At 66.3% G+C, this 20603-nt stretch carries 18 protein-coding genes; 11 read left to right on the top strand and 7 right to left on the bottom strand.

Annotation, left to right across the window (positions count from 1 at the left end; all coding sequences use genetic code 11):
- The first annotated feature begins 205 nt into the window (after positions 1-205).
- The 6 genes from ABWY06_RS03510 (at position 206) to ABWY06_RS03485 (ending at position 7217) form a co-directional block, all read left to right on the top strand.
- Entirely contained in the window at positions 206-739 is a 534-nt protein-coding gene (locus ABWY06_RS03510) for a sigma-70 family RNA polymerase sigma factor (protein WP_353924181.1), read from the top strand.
- Complete coding sequence (locus ABWY06_RS03505) at positions 736-1680, top strand: FecR domain-containing protein (protein ID WP_353924180.1); 945 nt, start codon at positions 736-738, stop codon at positions 1678-1680. The genes ABWY06_RS03510 and ABWY06_RS03505 overlap by 4 nt, the downstream gene beginning before the upstream one ends.
- Positions 1681-1782: 102 nt before the next feature.
- Positions 1783-4215, top strand: a complete 2433-nt coding sequence (locus tag ABWY06_RS03500) for a TonB-dependent siderophore receptor (RefSeq protein ID WP_353924179.1) — start codon at positions 1783-1785, stop codon at positions 4213-4215.
- On the top strand, positions 4209-5765 hold the full coding sequence (fes, locus tag ABWY06_RS03495; RefSeq protein WP_353924178.1) for an enterochelin esterase: 1557 nt from the start codon (positions 4209-4211) through the stop codon (positions 5763-5765). Before ABWY06_RS03500 ends, fes begins: the two co-directional genes overlap by 7 nt.
- A gap of 607 nt (positions 5766-6372) precedes the next feature.
- Complete coding sequence (locus tag ABWY06_RS03490) at positions 6373-6831, top strand: hypothetical protein (RefSeq protein WP_353924177.1); 459 nt, start codon at positions 6373-6375, stop codon at positions 6829-6831.
- 8 nt (positions 6832-6839) lie between these two features.
- A complete protein-coding gene (locus ABWY06_RS03485) occupies positions 6840-7217 on the top strand; it encodes an MAPEG family protein (protein ID WP_353924176.1) in 378 nt (125 codons plus the stop codon).
- Between the two features lie 128 nt (positions 7218-7345).
- Here ABWY06_RS03485 and ABWY06_RS03480 read toward each other — a convergent pair whose 3' ends face one another.
- The 6 genes from ABWY06_RS03480 to ABWY06_RS03455 are packed head-to-tail and all read right to left on the bottom strand — an operon-like array spanning position 7346 to position 12790.
- Entirely contained in the window at positions 7346-9301 is a 1956-nt protein-coding gene (locus ABWY06_RS03480) for a response regulator (protein WP_353924175.1), read from the bottom strand.
- On the bottom strand, positions 9291-10166 hold the full coding sequence (locus ABWY06_RS03475; RefSeq protein ID WP_353924174.1) for a sensor histidine kinase: 876 nt from the start codon (positions 10164-10166) through the stop codon (positions 9291-9293). The genes ABWY06_RS03480 and ABWY06_RS03475 overlap by 11 nt, the downstream gene beginning before the upstream one ends.
- Positions 10159-11181 carry an ATP-binding protein gene (locus tag ABWY06_RS03470; RefSeq protein WP_353924173.1) on the bottom strand — a complete coding sequence of 341 codons (1023 nt, stop codon included), beginning with the start codon at positions 11179-11181 and terminating at the stop codon, positions 10159-10161. Before ABWY06_RS03470 ends, ABWY06_RS03475 begins: the two co-directional genes overlap by 8 nt.
- Positions 11172-11576, bottom strand: coding sequence for an anti-sigma regulatory factor (locus ABWY06_RS03465; RefSeq protein WP_353924172.1), 405 nt, complete (start codon positions 11574-11576; stop codon positions 11172-11174). Before ABWY06_RS03465 ends, ABWY06_RS03470 begins: the two co-directional genes overlap by 10 nt.
- Positions 11573-11935: an STAS domain-containing protein gene (locus tag ABWY06_RS03460; protein WP_353924171.1), complete on the bottom strand. Its 363-nt coding sequence runs from the start codon at positions 11933-11935 to the stop codon at positions 11573-11575. The genes ABWY06_RS03465 and ABWY06_RS03460 overlap by 4 nt, the downstream gene beginning before the upstream one ends.
- 3 nt (positions 11936-11938) lie before the next feature.
- Positions 11939-12790 carry an STAS domain-containing protein gene (locus ABWY06_RS03455; protein ID WP_353924170.1) on the bottom strand — a complete coding sequence of 284 codons (852 nt, stop codon included), beginning with the start codon at positions 12788-12790 and terminating at the stop codon, positions 11939-11941.
- A gap of 429 nt (positions 12791-13219) precedes the next feature.
- Between ABWY06_RS03455 and ABWY06_RS03450 the strand changes: the two genes are divergently transcribed.
- From ABWY06_RS03450 to ABWY06_RS03430, 5 genes are all read left to right on the top strand, one after another.
- Complete coding sequence (locus ABWY06_RS03450; protein ID WP_353924169.1) at positions 13220-13540, top strand: cupin domain-containing protein; 321 nt, start codon at positions 13220-13222, stop codon at positions 13538-13540.
- Positions 13541-13834: 294 nt separating this feature from the next.
- Entirely contained in the window at positions 13835-14704 is an 870-nt protein-coding gene (locus ABWY06_RS03445; protein ID WP_353924168.1) for a c-type cytochrome, read from the top strand.
- 45 nt (positions 14705-14749) lie between these two features.
- Positions 14750-16120: a cbb3-type cytochrome c oxidase subunit I gene (locus tag ABWY06_RS03440; protein WP_353924167.1), complete on the top strand. Its 1371-nt coding sequence runs from the start codon at positions 14750-14752 to the stop codon at positions 16118-16120.
- Positions 16121-16140: 20 nt separating this feature from the next.
- A complete protein-coding gene (locus ABWY06_RS03435; RefSeq protein WP_502948142.1) occupies positions 16141-16944 on the top strand; it encodes a CbbQ/NirQ/NorQ/GpvN family protein in 804 nt (267 codons plus the stop codon).
- Positions 16945-16977: 33 nt separating this feature from the next.
- Positions 16978-19017 (top strand): nitric oxide reductase activation protein NorD, encoded by a 2040-nt coding sequence (locus ABWY06_RS03430; RefSeq protein ID WP_353924165.1) that lies wholly within the window; start codon positions 16978-16980, stop codon positions 19015-19017.
- Between the two features lie 485 nt (positions 19018-19502).
- Here the strand turns inward: ABWY06_RS03430 and ABWY06_RS03425 are convergent, their stop codons facing one another.
- Positions 19503-20585: an endonuclease NucS domain-containing protein gene (locus ABWY06_RS03425; protein WP_353924164.1), complete on the bottom strand. Its 1083-nt coding sequence runs from the start codon at positions 20583-20585 to the stop codon at positions 19503-19505.
- Between the last annotated feature and the right edge of the window lie 18 nt (positions 20586-20603).

The following is a 20603-nucleotide window of genomic DNA, read 5'->3' as shown; positions in this document are numbered from 1 at the left end:
AGGCCGATGGGCCGGAACTCATCCTGGCGCTTAAAAGCGCCCCACGTCGGGTATCGCCCCACCACCAACGCGTATCGAACGCGGTTGACCTAGGCAGCTCGCACAGCAGGCTGCTCACCGCCATTTCCGCACCTGGAATCCATTGCCGTGGTCGTGGCTAAAACGCTACCATTGATAATGATTCTTATATGCATAAGTGAATGCCGTGCCGCCCGCCTCCTCGCTCGATACCCGCAACCACACCGTCGGCTCGCTCTATAACCACCACCACGGCTGGCTGCAGGGCTGGCTGACGTCGCGTCTGGGCAATGCCTGCGAGGCGGCGGACCTGGCGCAGGACACCTTCGTGCGCGTGCTGCTGGCGGTCGGCCGCCGCGAGCAGGCGCTGCGCCTGGAGCTGCTGCAAACGCCGCGGGCCTACCTGACCACGGTCGCCAAGCGCGTGTTGCTCAACCACTACCGCCGCCAATCACTGGAGCGTGCCTGGTTGCAGGCCCTGGCCCTGCTGCCGCAGGCCGAGGCCCCGGGGCCGGAGCAACAGCAGCTGATGCTCGAGGCGCTGGCCGAGATCGACGCCCTGCTCGACGGCCTCAACGCCCGGGTGCGCGAGGCCTTTCTGCTGGCCCAGCTGGAAGGCCTGGGCTACGCCGAGATCGCCCAGCGCCTGGGCGTCTGCGAGCGCAGCATCAAGCGCTATGTGGCCCAGGGCCTGGCCCACTGCATGCTGGCGCTGGCATGAGCACGGGGCTCGATCCCGAGGTGATCCACCAGGCCGCCCAGTGGTTCGTGCAGCTGCAGTCAGCCGATACCAGCGGCCACGAACAGGAGGCCTGCGCCCGCTGGCGGGCCAGCCACGCCGACCACGAGGCGGCCTGGCAGCGGGCCCTGCATATCTGCCAGCGGCTCGGCCAGCTGCCGGCCGGCCCGGGCATGGCCGCCCTCGGGAGGCGCCAGCGGGTCAACCGCCGCGACCTGCTCAAGACCCTGATGCTCGCCGGCGTCGCCCTGCCACTGGGCTGGACCAGCTATCGCGGCGCCAGCGCCCAGGGCTGGTTGGCCGACTACCGCACGGCGCACGGCCAGCGCCGCACCGTCGCGCTGGCCGACGGCTCGCAGCTGCAGCTGAACGGCGCCAGCGCGCTCGACTTGGCCTACTCCAGCGACTGCCGCCAGCTGCACCTGCTGCAGGGCCAGGCCCTGCTGGACCTGGTGGCGCAGGCGCAGCCCTTCCTGGTGCGTACCGAGCACGGCTGCGTGGGCGGCCAGGCGGCACGCTTCGATATCCGCCTGGACGGCGACGCCACCCGCGTGGCGGTACTGCAAGGCCAGCTGCAGCTGCGCCTGCGCGACAGCACCCAGCCGCCGCTGCAGCTGCAGGCCGGCCAGCAGGTGCGCTTCGACGGCGGGGCAAGCGGCCCGGTCCAGGCCCTGCAGGGCCAGCCGGAGGCCTGGACCCGCGGCGTGCTGCAACTGCAAGACGGGCGCCTGGACGAATTCGCCGCGGCGTTGCAGCGCTACCGGCGCGGCTACGTCACCTGCGCCGCCGAAGTGGCGGGCCTGCGCCTGTCCGGCACCTTCCAGCTGGACAACAGCACGCCGGTGCTGGACAGCCTGGCCCAGGTGCTGCCGGTACGGGTGGTCTATCGCACGCGTTACTGGGTGGCGATCCTGCCGGCCTGAGCAAAGGATAAAAAAATAAAAAAACCTACGGCCGGCTGTCCCCTTTGGCCGGCTCGCGTGTCAAGGCAGCAGAACCCCTGCCAACCCATCACGAGTCGAATCATGTTCTCACGTCATTTCCGCCCGGCCGCCCGCCTGCGCCCCAGCGTCCGCACCGTGCGCCACGGTCTGCTAAGCCTGTTGTTGAGCGCCGCCCCCTTCGCGGTCAACGCCGTGCAGGCCGCCGAGCGCGCCAGCGCCAGCCGCAGCTACAGTGTCGCCCCGGGTAGCCTGGGCAGCGCCCTGGCCAGCTTCGCCGAACAGGCCGGCGTCAGCCTCGCCCTGCCCCCCGAGCTGGCCGCCGGCAAGTACAGCGCCGGCCTGCAAGGCCAATGGCCGGTGGCCGAGGGCCTGCAACGCCTGCTCCAGAGCTCGGGCCTGGAAGCGCTACCCAGCGGCGACGCGGTCTATGTGATCCGGCCGCAGCCGGACAGCGGCGCCGCGGTGCAGCTCAACAGTGTCACCGTGGTCGGCCGCGAGCAGAGCGCCACCGGCCCGATCGAGGGCTACCTGGCCGAACGCAGCGTTGCCGGCACCAAGACCGACACGGCGCTGATCAGGACGCCGCAGTCCGTCTCCGTGGTCACCCGCGACCAGATGGACGACCAAGCGGTCACCAACCTGACCCAGGCCCTGCGCTACAGCGGCGGCACCTTCGCCGACTACCGCGGTTCCTCGCACCGGGTCGACGAGGTCTATGTGCGCGGCTTCGGTTACGCACCCACCTTCCTCGACGGCCTGAGCACCGGCGGCGAGTCCTACACCCAGGTCGACCCCTGGTTCCTCGAGCGGATCGAGTTGATCCACGGCCCGGCCTCGGTGCTTTACGGCCAGGCCAACCCGGGCGGCCTGCTGGCCCTGACCAGCAAGCGCCCCTCGGCCGCGGCGCAGAACCGCGTGCAGCTCGGCGTTGGCAGCGACTCCCAGCGCCGCGGCGGCTTCGACCTCAATGGCCAGCTGGACGAACAGGGCACCCTGCTCTATCGCCTCAACGGCCTGCTGTCCCAGGGCCAGGCCGAAGTGGACCATATCGACGAAGAGCGCCAGGCTTTCGCCCCTTCGCTGACCTGGCAGCCCACCGAGGACACCAGCCTGACCCTGCTGGCCTATTACCAGAACGACCCCGAGGCCGGTTACCGCAACTTCTGGCCCACCGACGGCGTGGCCAACGCCGGCCCGCACGGGCGCATCTCGCGGCACCTGGATATCGGCGACCCGGATTTCTACCAGTCCGAGCGCGAGCAGTCGTCCCTCGGCTACCTGTTCGAGCACCGCTTCAACGACCAGCTGACCTTCCGCCAGAACCTGCGTTACCTGAAGGAAGAAGGCCACTACAAGCAGCTGACTTTCCTGTTTATGAGCGACGACCGTACCCTGCAACGCATCCCGGCGGACAGCCGTGAGGAGCTGGAGCAGGTGGTGCTGGATAACCAGCTGCAGTTCGACTTCGCCACCGGCGCGCTGAGCCACAGCCTGCTGAGCGGCCTCGACTACAAGCGCAGCCATCGCGACGCGCGCGACGACCGCGACTTCGGCTATGCCGGCAAGTACCCGCTGGATGCCTACGCCCCCCGTTATGGGGTGACGGTAGGCCCGCTCACGCCGAACTCCGACACCCGTCAGCGAGCCGATCAGCTGGGCCTGTACCTGCAGGACCAGATCGAGTTCGGCAATTGGAACCTGCTACTCGGGGGCCGCCAGGACCGCGCACGCACCCGCACCGACGACCAACTGGCCGACACCCGCACGTCCCTCGGCGACGACCAGTTCACCGGCCGCGCCGGCCTGCTCTACGCCTTCGACAGCGGCTTCTCGCCCTATATCAGCTACAGCACTTCCTTCGAGCCGGTGCTGAGCACGCCCGCACCGGGTGAGCCGGCCTTCGAGCCGACCACCGGCGAGCAGGCGGAGATCGGCCTGAAGTACCAACCGCCGGGCAGCGAGGCGATGTTCAGCCTGGCCCTGTTCGACCTGACCCAGGAAAACGTGGTGACCTACGACAGCGGCTTCTTCGCCAGCCAGACCGGCGCCATCCGCACCCGCGGCGTCGAGCTGGAAGCTCGTGGCAACCTGACCGACAACCTGGAACTGGTGGCCGCCTACACCCACCTGGACCCGGAAGTGACCAAGACCACCCGCCCCGGCGTGGAAGGCAAGGCGCCGCCGCGTACCCCGGAGAACCTGGCCAGCCTGTGGGCCACCTACCAATTCGCCGACGACCTGTTGCCCGGGCTCTCCGCCGGTGCCGGCGTGCGCTATATCGGCTCCAGCTACGGCGACCAGTACAACGGCTACCAGGTCGACTCGGTGGTGCTGCTCGACGCCATGCTCGGCTACGAGCTCGGCCGCCTGGCCACGGACCTGGACGGCGCGTCCGTGCAGCTCAACGCCAGCAACCTGTCGGACAAGGTCTATGCCGCGTCCTGCGCCGCAGCGGACACCTGCTTCTACGGCGCCAGCCGCACCCTCACCGCCAGCGTCAACTACGCATGGTAAGCCGGCTGCCGCTGCTGGCCGGCCTGCTGCTCGGCCTGGGCCTTGGCGCCCAGGCCGGGGACGCAGTACGCGACTACCAAGGCCAACTGGACGGACAAGGCGCCCATGCGCTGCACCTGCGCTTCGCCCAGGGCGACTACCTGAGCGGCGAGCTGCCCGGCGCCGCGGTGCAGCTCGACCTGCAGGACGCCAACGGTCGGCACCTGCGCCGCCTGGTGGCCGGCGAGGCGGGACACCGGGCCTTCCAGTTGGTGCTGCCGCACAGCGCCGACTACCGCCTGCGCCTGCAGGGCGCGGCGGGGGCCGCGTACCGCCTGCAGCTGTCGGCGGTCACCCCGCTGGCCGCGCAACGCTCGCCGACACCGGCGCTGGACAGCCCACGGCTGCGCGCCCTGCAGGCGGAGCTGGCAGCGGGCGGCGACAGCGCGGCCTTCTGGGAGCAGGTGCGCGCCGCCGGCACGCCGCTGATCGAGCCACTGGACGAACGCGACGCCTGGGTGACCTTTCTCTGGCGCGGGGCCGAGCGCAACGTGCGGCTGTTCGGCGGCCCCGGCTACGACCATGCCGAACTCGCCCGCCTGGGGAACTCGGATATCTGGTTCGTGACCTTCCGCCTGCCCCGCGAGACGCGGCTGTCGTACCAGCTGGCGCCAGACGTGCCGGAGCTGAATGCCGACCCCGGCACACGGCGGCGGGCCATTCTCGCCACCGCCCAGGCCGACCCGTTCAACCCCCAGGCCTACCCGGCCAAGGGGCTGGACGGTTTCCAGTACGACTCGCTACTGGAGCTGGATCGGGCGCCGCCGCAGCCATGGAATGACAAGCACGTCGAGGTGCCAAGCGGCAGCGTCGAGCGCCACGTGTTCGACAGCCGCCTGCTCGGCAACCGCCGCACGGTGTACCTCTACCGGCCGCACGGCTATCGCCCCGGCGCGGCGGACAACCACCTGCTCTACCTGTTCGACGCCGAGGCCTACCTGGGCAAGGTGCCGACGCCGACCCTGCTCGACAACCTGATCGCCGCCGGACGCCTGCCGCCCATGGCCGCGGTGCTGATCGACAACCCGAGCATGGCGACCCGGGGCGTCGAGTTGCCACCCAACCCGGCGTTCGCCCGTTTCCTGGCCGAGGAGCTGCAACCCTGGGTGGCCGCCCAGGGGCTGAGCGTGCCGGCGGCACGCACTGTAATCGCCGGCTCCAGCTACGGCGGCCTGGCTGCCAGCTACGCGGCGCTCCAGCACCCGCGGCTGTTCGGCAACGTGCTCAGCCAGTCCGGTTCCTACTGGTGGGCGCCCGCAGGCCAAGAGCCACAATGGCTGACCCGCGCGTTCGTCGGCGCCCCCCGCCTGCCCGTGCGTTTCTACCTGGAGGCCGGGCTGTTCGAGGCGGGCAACGGCCAGTTGGGCATCCTCGAGACCAACCGCCACCTGCGCGACGTACTGCAGGCCAAGGGGTACCAGGTGCACCACCGCGAATGGGCCAGCGGCCACGACTACCTGAACTGGCGCGGCACCCTGGCCGAGGGTTTGCTCGCCCTGTTCGGCCGATAACGCATTGTCCACCGTTTGAACCTGATCGCCAGCAGGTTGTGCAGCGCTTCGGCGCCAGCGCAGGCGCGTTTCTCGTAGGGTGGCGTTCGCCGCGCGCAAAGCTGTTCCGACAAACCCCAGCGTGGCCGTCGCGTGGCGTAACCCACGCGGACGGGCGGGCGGATGCCGGGAAAAGCGCTAGGGTCGGTGGAAACTAGCCACACGCGCCGCCTTGCCGCAAAAAAGGGCTCCAGACCAGGCGCGGGCCACTGTCCGTTGTAGGGCGGCAGCGCCCGCGAATCCTGGCGAAATCGCCCCCCTGCACAGGCTTGACCCAACGCTGTATTCAGCAGGCCCGGCGGGGCTGAAAAGCGGATAAATGCCCGGGATTCTCCCGCCCTACCAAGGCGCCCCTGCTCGTAGGCACGGGCCGAAGCCCAAGGGCCATTGACACTGGCACATGGTGTCTACAGGCCCTAGGCAGCCTGAGCCCGGCACGGAATGCGACTGATCCTGGGCGCGCATGGCAATAGCAGGCCAACGTCGGGCAGTGACTTTTTATTCGCCACCCCGTAGCGTGGAGGCCGCGCGCGGCTGGAGCTGCGTACCCGCCCCCACAGGAAGCCCCATGGACCCCTACCAAACACCCGAAACCGACCTGCAAACGACCACCACCCGGCCCTTCAAGCCCATCAGCGGCCTGCTGCTGGGGCTGTGCATCTACCTGATACTGGGCCAACTGCTCAGCGTGGTGCTGACCTACGGCTATGGCCTGGCGTTGGGCCTGGATATCACCAATGTCACCTTTATGACCGCGCTGGCCGGCCATCCGTTCTACCTGGCCTTGGACCTGGTGCTCAGTTCGGCGCTGCTGTTCTATGCCGGCCGGGTAATCGGCAAGCGCACCCCCGGCCAGGAACTGCGCTACGCCGCCGTGCTCACCGCGATTCTCCTGGTACTCAACCTGCTTATGTTTTACTACACAGACACTTTTAGCGTTTACCCGGTTTGGTACAGCACGCTGATCATACTGATCACCCTGACCATGATCCCCTTGGGCGCCCGTAACAGCGCCCCCCGACCCTGAGTGAACCTATGCCCTACAGCCTCCATACCGCCGCGCTGCTGTCCCTGCTGCTGATCGGCCTGTCGCTCAACGTGTCACGCCTGCGCCTGCGCCACCGGGTCAGCTTCGGCGACGGCGGCAACCCGGCGCTGACCGCCGCGATCCGCGCCCATGGCAATACGCTCGAGCAGTCGCTGCTGTTTATCGTGCTGCTGTACCTGCTGGAGGCCGCCACCCAGGCGGGCGAGCCCTGGCTGATGGGCGTGACGGTCACCTTTGTCGGCGCACGCCTGCTGTATTGCGTCGGCATCCTGGGCCGCCAACGCCTGCTGCGGCAGATCGCCCATGGCCTGACCTTGCTGGTGTTGCTGGCGACGACCCTGGGGTTGTGGCTGGCGGGCCGCTGACCGTTGAGAGCAGACGGGCGGCCGTCGGCGCCCGTCCCTGGACCTGAAGGGCGCGCGTCGGTGCAGGACCAGCCGCGCCCGGGCCAACTGCCGGAGGCTTTATCCCCCCGGCGCACCCTCAGCACAGCTCAATGTGGGCCCGGGGCGCCATCGAGCATCTTTCTGACGCTCGCCAAAAACTCATTGAGGTCGAAGGGCTTGACGATCATGTCCATGCCCTCCGCCAGGAAATGCTGGCGGTTCACGGCGTTCTCGGCATAACCCGTCATAAACAGCACCGGCAGGCTGGGACGCCATACCCGCGCCTGGGTGGCCAGCTCTCGGCCGTTCATATGTGGCATGCCGACATCGGTCAACAGCAGCGCGATGGAGTGATCCTCCTCGAGCAAGCGCAACGCCGCATGTATATCGGCGACCTGGGTACAGCGATACCCGGCGTCGACCAGCACCTCATCCACCAGCAGGCGTACCGAGTCAGTGTCCTCGACCACCAGGATATGCTCGCCCAGGCCCTGCAGCGCCTGCGGCTCCAGGGACGGCGCCAAGACGGCCTGATGATCGCCCGCCGGCAACATCAGGGTCACTTCCGTGCCATGTCCGACCATGCTGCGGATACGCACGTCACCGCCGGACTGTCGGGCAAAACCATAGATGGTCGACAGGCCAAGCCCCGTGCCCTGGCCGATGGCTTTGGTGGTGAAGAAGGGGTCGAAGACCTTGTCGATCACCTCGTGTTCGATACCCACGCCGTCATCGCGCACCATCAGCGCGACGTACGCGCCATCGGCCAGCTTCGGATTGCCGTGGGAATAGGCTTCGAAGGTGGAAATCCAGATATTGCCGCCGTTGGGCAAGGCATCCCGCGCATTGATCACCAGGTTGAGCAAGGCGCTTTCCAGCTGACCGGCGTCAACCAGCGCCACGGCGTTCTTGGAGGTCAAGGCCAGGTTCAGGGCAATGCGCTTGCCGATGGTGCGGCTGAGCAGATCTTCCAGTGAACGAACACGCAGGTTGATGTCGACCGATCGCGCATCCAAGGGCTGTTGCCGGGCGAACGCCAGCAGGCGATGGGTCAGCGCGCCCGCGCTTTTGGCCGAGGACAGCGCCGCCTCCGCGTACCTCAGCACTTTTTCCGGGTGATTGCTTTCGGTTCGTTTCTTGATCAGTTCCAGACCCGTCACTATCCCGGTCAGCAGGTTATTGAAGTCGTGGGCGATACCGCCGGTGAGCTTGCCGATGGCGTCCATCTTCTGCGCCTGCAGCAACTGGGCTTCGGTGCGCGCCCGTTCAGCCACTTCGTGGGCCAGTTGGCTGTTGACACTGTCCAGGCGTTGCAGGTGCGACTGCTCGCGCCGTCGGTGCTCGGTGACATCCTCGACAAACACCAGGCTGAGGCCCGGCGTGCGGTAGGGCGAGATCTGCCACTCGGTTTCACGCACCTCGCCTTTGACCCGCATGCTCAGGGTGCCCTTCCAGCGCTCGCCGGCCGTCAACACCGCGCGCAGGCCGGCTATCACCCCCTCCTGATCCTCGGCAAAGCAACGCCCGAGGTCGCTATGGGCCACATCCTGGACAATCAGCTGGGCAAAGGCCTGATTGCACTCATGCACCTTCAGCTCGCCATCGATGACCGCGATGGGCGCCGAGACATTGACGAAAATTTCCCGAAAGCGGTTTTCGCTGTCGCGCAGGGCGTGCTCGGTGTCCCTTACCCGCAACAACGTTCTGATCGTCGCCAGCAAGACGTCGGGGTCCACCGGGTGCACCAGGTAGGCGTCCGCCCCGGCCTCCAGGCCGGTGATGATGTCGCCGGTCTGGATCGAGGCGGCGGACACATGGACCACCGGCAGCAGCGCCGTGCGCGGGTCGGCGCGCAGCTGACGAACGATGTCGAAGCCGCTCATGTCGGGCAGGTTGACGTCGAGGATCAATGCATCCGGCAGGGCGGCAGCGATCATGTCCAGGCCGTCGTTGCCGGTGCCGGCCTCCTCCACGATATAACCGTGGCGTTCCATGCGCCGACGCAATGCGTAGCGGGTCGCCGCATTGTCATCGACGATCAGCAGCCGGATGTCACGCTTCATCGTCACTCTCCACAGCGACCGCCAACGGGATGATCACGAAAAATGTCGAACCCACGCCAGGCGTGCTGTTCAAGCCGACACTGCCGCCGAGCAGTTGCGCAAAGCGTTTGCACAGCGCCAGGCCCAGGCCGGTTCCGCGCAGGCGCTTCTGCAACGGCGAGTCGATCTGGGAGAAATCCTCGAACAGCGTACCGTGCAAATGTTCGGGGATGCCAATGCCGCTGTCGCTGACGGAAAAGCGGATTTCGTTGGCGTTTTCCAGGGTCGCGCAGACCCGCACCTCACCCTGCTGGGTAAACTTCAACGAGTTGGAAATAAAGTTGCGCAGGATCTGCCCAAGCTTTTTGTCGTCGGTGTACAGCCGGGGCAAGCCCAGCGGCTCCTCGAAAATCAGGTCCACCGTCGACGAGTCGACAATGGGCCTGAACATGCCACGCAGGGCGGAAAACAGGTCGAACATATCGAACCAGGCCGGCGAGATACTGATGCGCCCCGCCTCGATCTTCGCCAAGTCCAGCAGGTCGTCCACCATGTCGCTCAACTCACGGGTGGCCGTGGTGATGAACGCCACCTGCTTGTGCTGTTCGGGGCTCAACGGACCGTCCAGCTCGTCGCGCAGCAGGCTGGCGATGCTCAGGATCGAGCTCAGTGGCGTGCGGAACTCATGGCTCATATAGGACAGAAAGCGGCTTTTCAGATCGGACGCCTCCCGCAACTGATCCGCCTGGGTATCCAGCTCGGCATACAGCGCCAACACACCCTGGTTGGTTTCATCGAGTTCAGCCCGCAGGGCCACAGCCTCGTCCCGCAATCGCTGCAGTTCCGCCGCCGTCGCAGCGGGGTCGAGGTCAAGGTTTTCAGCCATCGAGGGCCTCCAGGGCAATCACCAGAACAGTTACATCGTCACGGCCGCGGCAGAAATCCCGCTGCAACACGGCGGCCACAACCGCAGGGTGACGAAACATCAGACCTGGATAATCACGAAGATTCCAGCGCGATTGCAGTCCGTCGCTGAACAGGATCAGCAACTGTCCCGTGCACTCGGGGTAGTCGAACACCTGGGTGGTCCGGTACTGCAGCCCGACTATGCCGGGGTGTGAGGCCAGGCCGCGGGTTTTTTCATCGCCGATCAGCGTGGCGCCGATGTTGCCGATACCGACGAACCGCAACGCCCCGCTGCCGGCATCGTACTGGGCCAGGGCCAGGGCACCGCCGCGGGTACCCTTCATGGCGTGGTGAATGTCATCCAGGGCTAACAGCGGGCTGGCAAAAGGGTCGCGGTAGAACACCTGGGCACCGGCAAGCGAGGCGCTCTCGGCCTCCACGCCGTGGCCGAGGCCGTCGATGACCAGGGCACTGACCGAACGCTCCCGGATCGCCAGCGCCCACAGGTCGCCGCAGGCGGGGTCATGGTGCAGCGAGTGCTGGCTCACCCCGAAACGCACATCGCGAAAGGCCGAGGCGCGCGGATAGAAGCGCGTCAACAGCACGGTGCCGCGGCTGTCGGTGTAGATGTCGAAGACGTCCGCCTGACGCTGGATCGAACCCAGGCCAATGCCTTTGGTGCCCTGGGTGGAGTAGCCGTCGAGCTGGCAGGCCTGGAGATCGAAGCCTGGCCCGCGATCGATGGCGATCACCTCCACCCCTTGCACCTCATTGCCCGCGGCCGGCAGCGCCCTGAGGTGCAGCTCACCACGGCCCGCGTGCTTGAGCAGGTTGCTGGCCAGCTCGGTGGTGACCAACGCCACCCGGCCGGCTTCGCTGGCATTGAAGCCCTGGGCCTCCGCCAGTTTCTGCGCGGCCCGGCGTGCATGGCCCACCTGGCTGATGTCTTCGATGGGCTCCACACGCGTCAGGCTGCTGCGCAGTATCAGGTCCATTTGGTGATCGTCACTCGAGTGCCCGCGCCCGCGGACGTTTCCAGCTCGAAATCGTCCACCAGCCGTTTGGCCCCCGTAAGCCCCAAGCCCAAGCCCCCGCCCGAGGTCCAGCCATCGGTCATGGCCAGCTTGAGGTCCGGGATGCCCGGACCCTCGTCGCGAAAGGTCAGGCGAAGCCCGGTGCGCGCGGCCTCGTCGACAATGCACCAGTCCATGTCCCCGCCACCGCCGTAGACCATGGTGTTGCGGGCCAGCTCACTGACCGCGGTCACCAGCTTGGTCAGGTCTATCAGCCGCATGCCGCACTCCTGCGCCAGCTTGCGCGCCAGCTGGCGGGCCAGCACCACGTCCTGCTCGATCTGAATCGATTGGGTGCCGCTGCTGCGCACGCTCATTGCGCGGACGCCCGCTCACGCAACAGCCGCATGCCCCGCTCGACGTTCAACGCGGTGCTGACGCCGGGCAGGTTCATGCCCAGCTCGACCAGGGTAATCGCCACCGCGGGCTGCATGCCGACCAGCACGGTTTCCGCGTCCATGATGCGTGACAGCCCGGAGATCATGCCGATCATTCGACCGATAAAGGAGTCGACCATGTCCAGCGCCGAGATGTCGATCAGCACGCCGCGCGCCGAGGTTTTGCTGATGCGTTCGGACAGGTCGTCCTGCAGCGTCAGGGCCAGTTGGTCGTGCATGTCCACCTGGATGGTGACCAGCAGGAAATCGCCCATCTGCAATATGGGAATACGTTCCATGGCCTATACCGCCTTGGTAACGGTCACGCCCAGACGCCGCAACGCCAACGCCAGGGCATCGGCGAGGTTGGCCTTGGTGACCACGCCTTGCAGGTCCAGGCCCAGGTGCACGATGGTCTGGGCAATTTGCGGACGCACGCCGCTGATGATGCAGTCGGCGCCCATCAGGCGAATCGCCGTGACGGTCTTCAACAGGTGCTGTGCCACCAGGGTGTCCACGGTGGGCACCCCGGTGATGTCGATAATGGCGATTTCGGAGCCGGTGTCGACGATGCGTTGCAACAACGACTCCATCACCACCTGGGTGCGCTGGGAGTCGAGGGTGCCGATCATCGGCAGGGCCAGGACCCCGTCCCACAGCTTGACCACCGGCGTCGACAGCTCCAGCAACTCTTCCTGCTGGCGCTTGATGACCGCCTCGCGGGATTTCTGGAAGGTGCGCACGGTGTGCAGGCCCAGGCTGTCCAGCAACTGGGACAACACCCACAGCTGTTCGGCCAACAAGGCCGGCTCTTCCACGTAGAGGCGCTGCAACAGCGCGAACAGCGGGCCCTTCAGGGAGAAAATAAAATTGGCGGTCTGCTGCGAGTCCTGGCCGGCCAGGGCACGACTTTGCGACAGTTTTTCGAGAAAGAATCGGGTTTCATCCCATTCCGCGCCGACGATATTCAGCGCGACGCCCTTCTCCAGCACCGCCGTCAGCATGGAGAGGAAATCGTTGGCCTGCTGCTTCAGGTCATCGGCCTTGAGATTGCGGGTGGCACCGCTCGCCTCCAGATCGCTCAGCCAATGGGTGATCAACGTTTCCCGCGATTGCCCCAAGGCTTGAAGGGTGCGTTGTTGTAGTACTGCCATGTGCATATGCTCCTGAAAAGGGGGTCATTCAAACGGTCGCAACAGGACTCGAAACCTGCACAGACTACAGAGAAAATCGCCACGGGGCACCAAACCCATAGGCCCCGCCGATGCCCCGGTGGCGCGGCGGACAGGTCAATGGCGGGCGAAGCATGGGTGCCGGTAGCGGGCCATCAGCGTTGGAGTGAGTTGGCCGGCCTCGGTTCACTTTGCTTGACGGGGCCAGCAGCGGAGGGCCGGGGCACCGCCAGGTCGGGCGAGGCGACTGTACGGCTCACCGAACAGCTGCCGGCAATTGAAACACGCCGCGGGCTGACCGGCTGGAAGCCGCCCCCCCCGTTCGACGCATCGCCGTTGCTGAGCTACCCTCCTGGTTCGCGCACCGATGGCTGACACCCTATGGCTTTGCACCATGCCCAATCAGGCGAAGTGGTTAGCCTCCTCGCGCATCCGCTGGCCTCGACGCTGCAGTCCCAGGCCATCGTCAGTACCGCCGAACTCGAGGTCATGCGCCTGTGCCTGCCCGCCGGCAAGCATATCCCAGCCCATGCCGTGGCGGGCGCCATCACCCTGATCTGCCTGCAGGGCGAGATCGAAGTCCAGGCGCAAGGTGCCTGGCAGCCCATGGGCCCCAATGACCACCTCTACCTGGCCGGGCATGTCGAGCATGCGCTACGGGCGCTGACCGATGCCGTGGTGCTGGTCACTGTCCAGCGCAAGAGCGCCGCAAAGCGCGGTACCGAACCCTAGCCCTGACAGGCCGGCCAGGCCGCGCGGGCAAGGCCGGGGTCGCACACGACGCTAGCTGTGGCAAGCGAGCACGGCGCGCCTGCTGTTAACGCCGCATCCGCCACGCCGGCCGCTGTTCAACCGCCTGCGCGCAACGCCCCAGGGCGTCAGCCACCCAGAAGGAGCACTGCCTTGGTGACATTCTTCAGAGTTCTCAGTTTTGTGGTACTGGCACTCATGGCCGCCGCCATCCTCTACGCCGGCATCATGGGTACCGTCCATTGGGCCGGTATCGGCGTCTGACCGGAGCCCACGATGAACAAACGACAAACCCGCTCGTTCGCCATTATCGCCACCGGCGTCGCCGCCCTGGTGTTTCTCGGGATGACGATCGACAGCCACCGCCAGTTTCCCACGCTGACCAACGCCGACAAGATCACCCCGGCCGTGACGCGCGGCAAGGATGTCTGGCACGCCAACAACTGCATCAACTGCCATACCCTGTTCGGAGAAGGCGCCTACTACGCGCCCGACTTGACCAAGATCTCCCAGCTGCGCGGCGCGCCCTACCTCAAGGCGTTTCTGAAGGCGCCCGAGCGTTTCTACGACGAACAGCGTCACCGCCGACTGATGCCCAACCCCAACCTCCAGGACCAGGAGATCGACGACCTGATCGCCTTCTTCGACTGGGTGGCCAACGTCGATAACCAGGGCTGGCCGCCGCGGCCGATCCTGGTCACCGGCTCGTCGATTCCCGGCACCAACCTGACCATCGCCCAGCAGAATGTGTCCGGCCCGGACCCGACCACCGAGCAGACGCCGCCCGGGGCACGGCCTGTCACCGCCAGCGCGGACCCCATCGCGCTCGGCGAGGCGCTGTTCCGTTCGGCGGTCCCCGCCTGCAATGCCTGTCACTCCATTGCCCCCGGGGTCAACCTGGCCGGCCCCACCCAGGCCGGCCTGGTCGCCCGGGCGCAGCAGACCCTTGACTCACCGGCCTACCAGGGCAAGGCCGAGACAGTCGAAGCCTTTATCCGCGAGTCGATCGTCTCGCCCAGCGCCTGGTTGCATCCCGGCGAGATGTATTCCGCGGGCGGCGTTTCGTTTATGCCCACCAGTTACGGCGAGTCGCTGACAGACGAGCAGGTCGAGCAACTGGTTCAGTACCTGGCCACCTTCAAATGATCGCGGTGCCCAGGGATCGCAGCACGGACATGCAGGGGTTCACTCATGCGCTATAAATCACAATCGGTCGCCTACTGGTACTTCGCCGTGGCGATGGTGCTGTTCGGGCTGCAGCTGGTGTTCGGCCTGCTCTCGGCCACCAAGTACCTGGGACCGGACCCACTGCTGCACATCCTGCCGTTCGATGTCACCAAGGTGATCCACACCAACCTGCTGATCGTCTGGGTGCTCACCGGCTTTATGGGCGCCACCTACTGGATGGTGCCCGACGAGTCGCGCACCGAGCTGCACAGTACCCGGCTGGCCTATATCCAGCTCGGCTTGTGGACCCTGATGGGGGTCACCGCGGTGATCGGCTACCTGTTTGGCTATGGCACCGGCAACAAGCTGCTGGAGCAGCCCCTGCCGCACAAGATCGCCATCGTGATCTGCATGCTGATCTTTATCTACAACATCGGCATGACCATCAAAAAATCCGGGCGTTTCACCACCACCGAAGGCGTGCTGCTGCTGGGCCTGGTCAGTTCCGCCGTGCTGTTTTTCCCGGCCCTGCTGCACTACGAGAACTACACGGTTTCCATCTTCTACCGCTGGTGGACCATTCACCTGTGGGTCGAAGGGGTGTGGATGATGATCATGGGGGCCTTCCTCGCCTACCTGCTGATCCGCCTCTCCGGCGCCGACCGCGAGGTGATGGAAAAGTGGCTGTATGTGATAGTCGGCCTGGTGTTTATCGCCGGCATCCTCGGCACCGCGCACCACTACTACTGGGTCGGCGTGCCCCATTACTGGCTGCCGATCGGCGGCTTCTTCAGCGCGCTCGAGCCCCTGGCAATCGTCGGCAGGGCGATGTACGCCTACAGCGCCATGCGCCGCTCGGGCATGGCTCACCCCAACGCCCTGGCGCTGCACTGGACGCTGGGCAGCACCATCTTCACCCTGTTCGGTGCCGGCCTGCTGGGGTTGGCCCATACCTGGCCGAGCGTCAACAAGTGGACCCATGGCACCTTGATCACCGCCATGCACGGGCATGCGGCCTTCTATGGCGCTTACGCCATGATCGTGCTCGCGATGATCACCTACGCCCTGCCCTCGCTCACCGACAAGCGCCCCGAGCAGGGCAACAGCCTGGGCTACTGGGCGTTCTGGCTGCAGCTGACCGGCATGTTCGGCATGACCCTGTCCTTCGCCACGGCGGGCATCGGCCAGGTTTACCTGGAACGGATCATGGGCATGGGCTATCTGGATGTGCAGCTGAAGATCCAGGTCCACTTCATCATGCTGATCTCCACCGCCAGTCTGTTTTCCATCGGCGTGGGCTTGTTTATCTACGACTTTTTCCGCTACCGGCCGCGTTTTGAAATCACCGAACACGACCCGCTGCCGAGCGCCGCGCCCGCGGCCAAGGGCGCCTGAGGATGGGCATGGAGCACAGCGTGACCCACCCGACGGCGTGCCCGTCAGGCGACGGGCCCTGGTACCAGCCCGCCGGCAACGAGATCGCCCTGTTCGAGCAGTGCCATCGCCGCGGCCTGGCGGTCATGCTCAAGGGCCCGACCGGCTGCGGCAAGACACGCCTGGTGGAGCATATGGCGTGGCGCCTCGGCCGCCCGCTGATCACCATCGCCTGCCATGACGACCTGGCGGCCAGCGACCTGATCGGCCGCTTCCTGATTCGCCACGACGGCACCGTCTGGCAGGACGGGCCGCTGACCCGTGCGGTGCGCGAAGGCGCCATCTGCTACCTGGACGAAATCGTCGAGGCCCGCCAGGACACGGTGGTGGTGCTGCATGCCTTGACCGATCACCGGCGCATGCTGCCGATCGACAAGACCGGCGAAACGCTGCGCGCCGCCCCGGGCTTTCAGCTGGTGGTGTCCTACAACCCCGGCTACCAGCGCATGCTCAAGGACCTCAAGCCCAGCACCCGCCAGCGCTTTGTGGCCCTGGACCTGGACTTTCCCGCGGCGGAGCACGAGGCGCTGATCGTGCAGCGTGAAAGCGGCGTGGAGCCGGCCATGGCCCGCGGCCTGGTCAGCCTCGCCGGGCGCATCCGCCAGCTGCGCGACCGTGGCCTGGCGGAGGTGCCCAGCACGCGACTATTGATCGCCGCCGCCAGCCTGATGCTCAGCGGCATCCCGGTGCGCCAGGCCTGCCAGGCGGCCATTGTCTCGCCGCTGTCCGACGAACCCACCCTGGTCAGTGCCTTGCGCGACCTGGTGGAAGCGACCTTTGTGTGAGTCGGCCGCGGGCAGGCACTGAGTCGATGGACCATGGCTGAAGCCGAAGAACTGGTCAGCGACGCCGCGCGCCACGCCACTGTCTTCGCGCAGCGGCTGTGGCGCCGCTACCACCCGCTGGCCAAGGGCCCGGTCACCGTGACCCTGGCCGACATGGCCCCGCGCCTGGACCTGCTGATCACCGCCGTGACCGGCAGCAGTTGGCCGATCCGGATCGCCCAGCCACCGGCCCAGCCGACCCTGCTGGCGCGGTGCTTTCGGCGCACCCAGCATCCCTGGCTATGCCAGGCCATTGCGGCCACGGACGGCCAACGCCTGTGGCTGCCGGCGGACTCGGGCATCCAGGACCTCGGCCGCGGCAGCGAGCGCTACCGGGTCATGGCCCTGCAACAGGCCCTGCGCGCGCAGCGCGGCAGCGCCGACGCCCTGGGCGCGCCGCTACCCGCGCTGCTGGCCGATGCCTACCTGCTGCTGGAAGCCTGGGCGGTGGACGCGCTGCTGATCCGGCAACTGCCGGGCCTGAGCGCGGCGCTGGAGCGCTTGCGCCAGGACGCACTGCGGCAGCGGCCGCCGCTCGCGGCGTTTTCGCCCATGCGCCAGCGCCTCGAAGGGCTGCTGCGCTGCTTGCTCGCCAGCCCGGGCACGCACAGGCCCGACGCTTTGCCCCTTAGCGAGTCGCCCGAACACTCCCTGCAGCTGGCCGAATCCGTGCTGGCAAGCCTCGGCCTGTCGGCGCTCGACCGTTCGCTTGGCAACGCGCCCCTGCTGCGGGACGGCTGGACGGGCACCCTCCTTGCGCCAGCGGACAAGCACGCCACCCTGCTGGAAACCGCCGCGTCCCCCCACCAGCCCGACCCGGCCAATGCGCCACGGCCGCGCAGCGCCCGGCTGGCGCGGCGACCCGAGATTCGCCAGGAGACGGAAGATGAAGATAAACACGACGACGGCCTTTTTATGGTGCAGGCCGATGAGCCCCACCCGCACGCCGAAGACCCCTTGGGGCTGACCCGGCCGGTCGACCAGGACGAGCAGACCAGCGCCGACGAATACGCCGACCTGCTCGCCGAGCTGCCCGAGGCACGCCTGGTCGCGACGCCGGGTACGCCCAAGGAAGTGCTGAACTCCGATGACCCGCCCGACGCCAACACCGCCCAGCAGCTCAAGCGCGCCAAGGCCGACGGCCAGGGCTTGCAGTACCCGGAATGGGACTGGCGCGGCGGCCACTACCGGCACCCCGGCGCCACCGTGCGGCTGCTGCCCAACCTGCCCGGCGCCCAGCACTGGGTGGACAAGACCCTCGAAGAGCACCGCCCGCTGCTGGCGCAGATCAAGCAGCGCTTTGAGCTGCTGCGGGCCCGCCGGGTCACGCGCCGCCGGCAGCTGGAGGGCGATGAAGTCGACCTGCAAGCCTATGTCGACAGCTACGCCGACTACCGGGCCGGCGGCTCGCTGGCAGAGGGGCTCTACCAGAGTCGCCGCCGCGCCGAGCGGGACCTGGCCATTACCCTGCTGATCGACGTCAGCGGCTCCACTGACGGCTGGGTCGCGGCTAACCGCAGGGTCATCGATGTGGAGCGCGAGGCGCTGCTGTTGGTGTGCGTTGCCCTCGAAGGGCTGGGCGAGCCCTACGCCGTGCAGGCCTTCTCCGGCGAAGGGCCGGACGCGGTGATAGTGCGTACCCTGAAACGGTTCGACGAGGCCTTCAGCAACGAGGTGGCGCTGCGCATCAGTGCCCTGGAGCCCGAGCACTACACCCGCGCCGGCGCGGCGATCCGCCATGCCAGCAGCGGGCTTTTGCAGCAGGCCGCCCGCCATCGGCTGCTACTGCTGCTGTCGGACGGCAAGCCAAACGACCAGGATGAGTACGAGGGCCGCTACGGCGTGGAAGATATGCGCCAGGCCGTCACCGAGGCCACCCTGCAGGGCATCTCGACCTTCTGCCTGACCATCGACCGCCAGGCCGCCCACTACCTGCCCCAGGTGTTCGGCGCCGGGCACTACGCGCTGCTGAGCAAACCCGAACGGCTGCCGACGGTACTGCTGGAATGGTTGAAACGCCTGGTATCCACTTGAGGATCGCTGAAGCGGTGTACCGGGGTTGAGCATGCTTTTATCCAGGCACGTGAGGGCTATGGCACGCTCAATCCCCGCTGCTCGCCGGTTGCCATTGGCCGCGTGCCTCTGATGGCGGCTGGTTAAGCAAGGGGGCGAATACGCTGCCGTCTCCCCCAGCATCACTCGACCACCAGCAATCGGCTCTTGCACACGCTGATTGATCTGTCTCAGAGCACGAAAGTCGGGACACCAACCGTTAACCATCGGTAAATATATCTATACCAACAGATAACAACATCTATCCGCCAGGTCGTTGCCGGGCAAATATCGAAGCCGAGGCGACTCGGATCGTTCCCATGCTCCGCGTGGGAATGCAGCTGGCGCCACTACGCGTCGCGAGCCCCGCCAGTCGGTACCTTAGGAGCCCGTTACCTGCTGCCGGGTGCCTGAGCCAGGGGTGTGCGCTGAAGCTATTTGCGAAGCGATTGAGTAACCAAGACGGATCAATCAACCCCAAAGCGCTCTTTAAGCCGTTCCACCGTCCAACGCCATTTCGGGGTGGTTGGGCGGCAAATGGTGTTCTGGTTGCCGAACAGACCGACCTCTTTTACGGCCTGCTCTAACGGCAGGCTGTAGAGCCATTCAACCGCCACGAAATACTCGCAACGCTCAGGGTCGTTGATAAATTCGCGGTGATAACTGCCGCCTTGGGCCAGCTCCAAGACGGGTATCTCTCGGCCTTGATAGGCCACAAAGAATTCCGCTGCTGGGGAGGCATAACCAGTGACCTTCGCCACACCGACATAACCCTGCTGCGGCACATTGACCCAAACGCGGTCGCCCGGAGACAGCATTTTCAGGCTGTTGCTGTACCAAGTCCCGCCGCCGCCACAGATAAAACCCAGCTCCCGGGCGTCGCTCCAGGAGCGCGCGCTGCTATGGCCAAAGGAGCAGTAGTACTCGCCGTTCCAAGGCTCGCTCGGCGCGCCTGGTTTGCTGGTGCCAGTGAGCTGCGGCGCATCGATGGGATCGACCAACCAGGTGCGACTGATTAAAGGCTGCTCCCCCAAATGGAAGACCTGAAAGCACAGTACATTGATGGCGATATCGCGCTCGTTTAAATAAGCGACGATACGTTCGCTGCTGGCATCCAGTTCGGCCGCCACTATCACGATCTGATGACTCTGATTGAGCTCTTCGACGTTCAGTGGCTGGCCAAATCGCGCACGAAAATCAGCAGCCAGATCGCCCGTTGGCTTAAAGCGTTGATAGATAGCGGCGATATCTTCAGCCGCCAGGTGCTCTACCCAGGAGGCATAATCCAATGCCTGCGCCACCACCTCACGTGGGGTGCGGTTGCGTTTGAGTTCAACCAGCACCAGCGAAGCATCCGGCGCCATGGCCAGCAGGTCGATGCGCCCGCCATGGTTTGTACTCTCTTGTCGACCGATCAGCATCCAGTCATCTGACAGCAATGCCGGGGCGGCGACAATCATCTCCTCCAGCAATTGCTCACTGGCGAGCTGAGCCGGTCTGAGCGGCGCAGGCTGCACACCCACGGTCCAAATCTGAGTTTTGATGGGCATGCGGTCCTCTACTGCTAG

This window comes from Pseudomonas sp., assembly GCF_040514055.1.
Lineage (GTDB): Bacteria > Pseudomonadota > Gammaproteobacteria > Pseudomonadales > Pseudomonadaceae > Aquipseudomonas.
The sequence above is the reverse complement of the archived record's forward strand: the minus strand, read 5'-3'. Positions and strand labels throughout refer to the sequence as shown.

Coding starts and splice junctions, on each gene's coding strand:
- ABWY06_RS03505 (WP_353924180.1), top strand. CDS start 736: ATGAGCACGGGGCTCGATCCCGAGGTGATCCACCAGGCCGCCCAGTGG.
- ABWY06_RS03500 (WP_353924179.1), top strand. CDS start 1,783: ATGTTCTCACGTCATTTCCGCCCGGCCGCCCGCCTGCGCCCCAGCGTC.
- fes (WP_353924178.1), top strand. CDS start 4,209: ATGGTAAGCCGGCTGCCGCTGCTGGCCGGCCTGCTGCTCGGCCTGGGC.
- ABWY06_RS03490 (WP_353924177.1), top strand. CDS start 6,373: ATGGACCCCTACCAAACACCCGAAACCGACCTGCAAACGACCACCACC.
- ABWY06_RS03485 (WP_353924176.1), top strand. CDS start 6,840: ATGCCCTACAGCCTCCATACCGCCGCGCTGCTGTCCCTGCTGCTGATC.
- ABWY06_RS03480 (WP_353924175.1), bottom strand. CDS start 9,301: ATGAAGCGTGACATCCGGCTGCTGATCGTCGATGACAATGCGGCGACC.
- ABWY06_RS03475 (WP_353924174.1), bottom strand. CDS start 10,166: ATGGCTGAAAACCTTGACCTCGACCCCGCTGCGACGGCGGCGGAACTG.
- ABWY06_RS03470 (WP_353924173.1), bottom strand. CDS start 11,181: ATGGACCTGATACTGCGCAGCAGCCTGACGCGTGTGGAGCCCATCGAA.
- ABWY06_RS03465 (WP_353924172.1), bottom strand. CDS start 11,576: ATGAGCGTGCGCAGCAGCGGCACCCAATCGATTCAGATCGAGCAGGAC.
- ABWY06_RS03460 (WP_353924171.1), bottom strand. CDS start 11,935: ATGGAACGTATTCCCATATTGCAGATGGGCGATTTCCTGCTGGTCACC.
- ABWY06_RS03455 (WP_353924170.1), bottom strand. CDS start 12,790: ATGGCAGTACTACAACAACGCACCCTTCAAGCCTTGGGGCAATCGCGG.
- ABWY06_RS03445 (WP_353924168.1), top strand. CDS start 13,835: ATGAACAAACGACAAACCCGCTCGTTCGCCATTATCGCCACCGGCGTC.
- ABWY06_RS03440 (WP_353924167.1), top strand. CDS start 14,750: ATGCGCTATAAATCACAATCGGTCGCCTACTGGTACTTCGCCGTGGCG.
- ABWY06_RS03430 (WP_353924165.1), top strand. CDS start 16,978: ATGGCTGAAGCCGAAGAACTGGTCAGCGACGCCGCGCGCCACGCCACT.
- ABWY06_RS03425 (WP_353924164.1), bottom strand. CDS start 20,585: ATGCCCATCAAAACTCAGATTTGGACCGTGGGTGTGCAGCCTGCGCCG.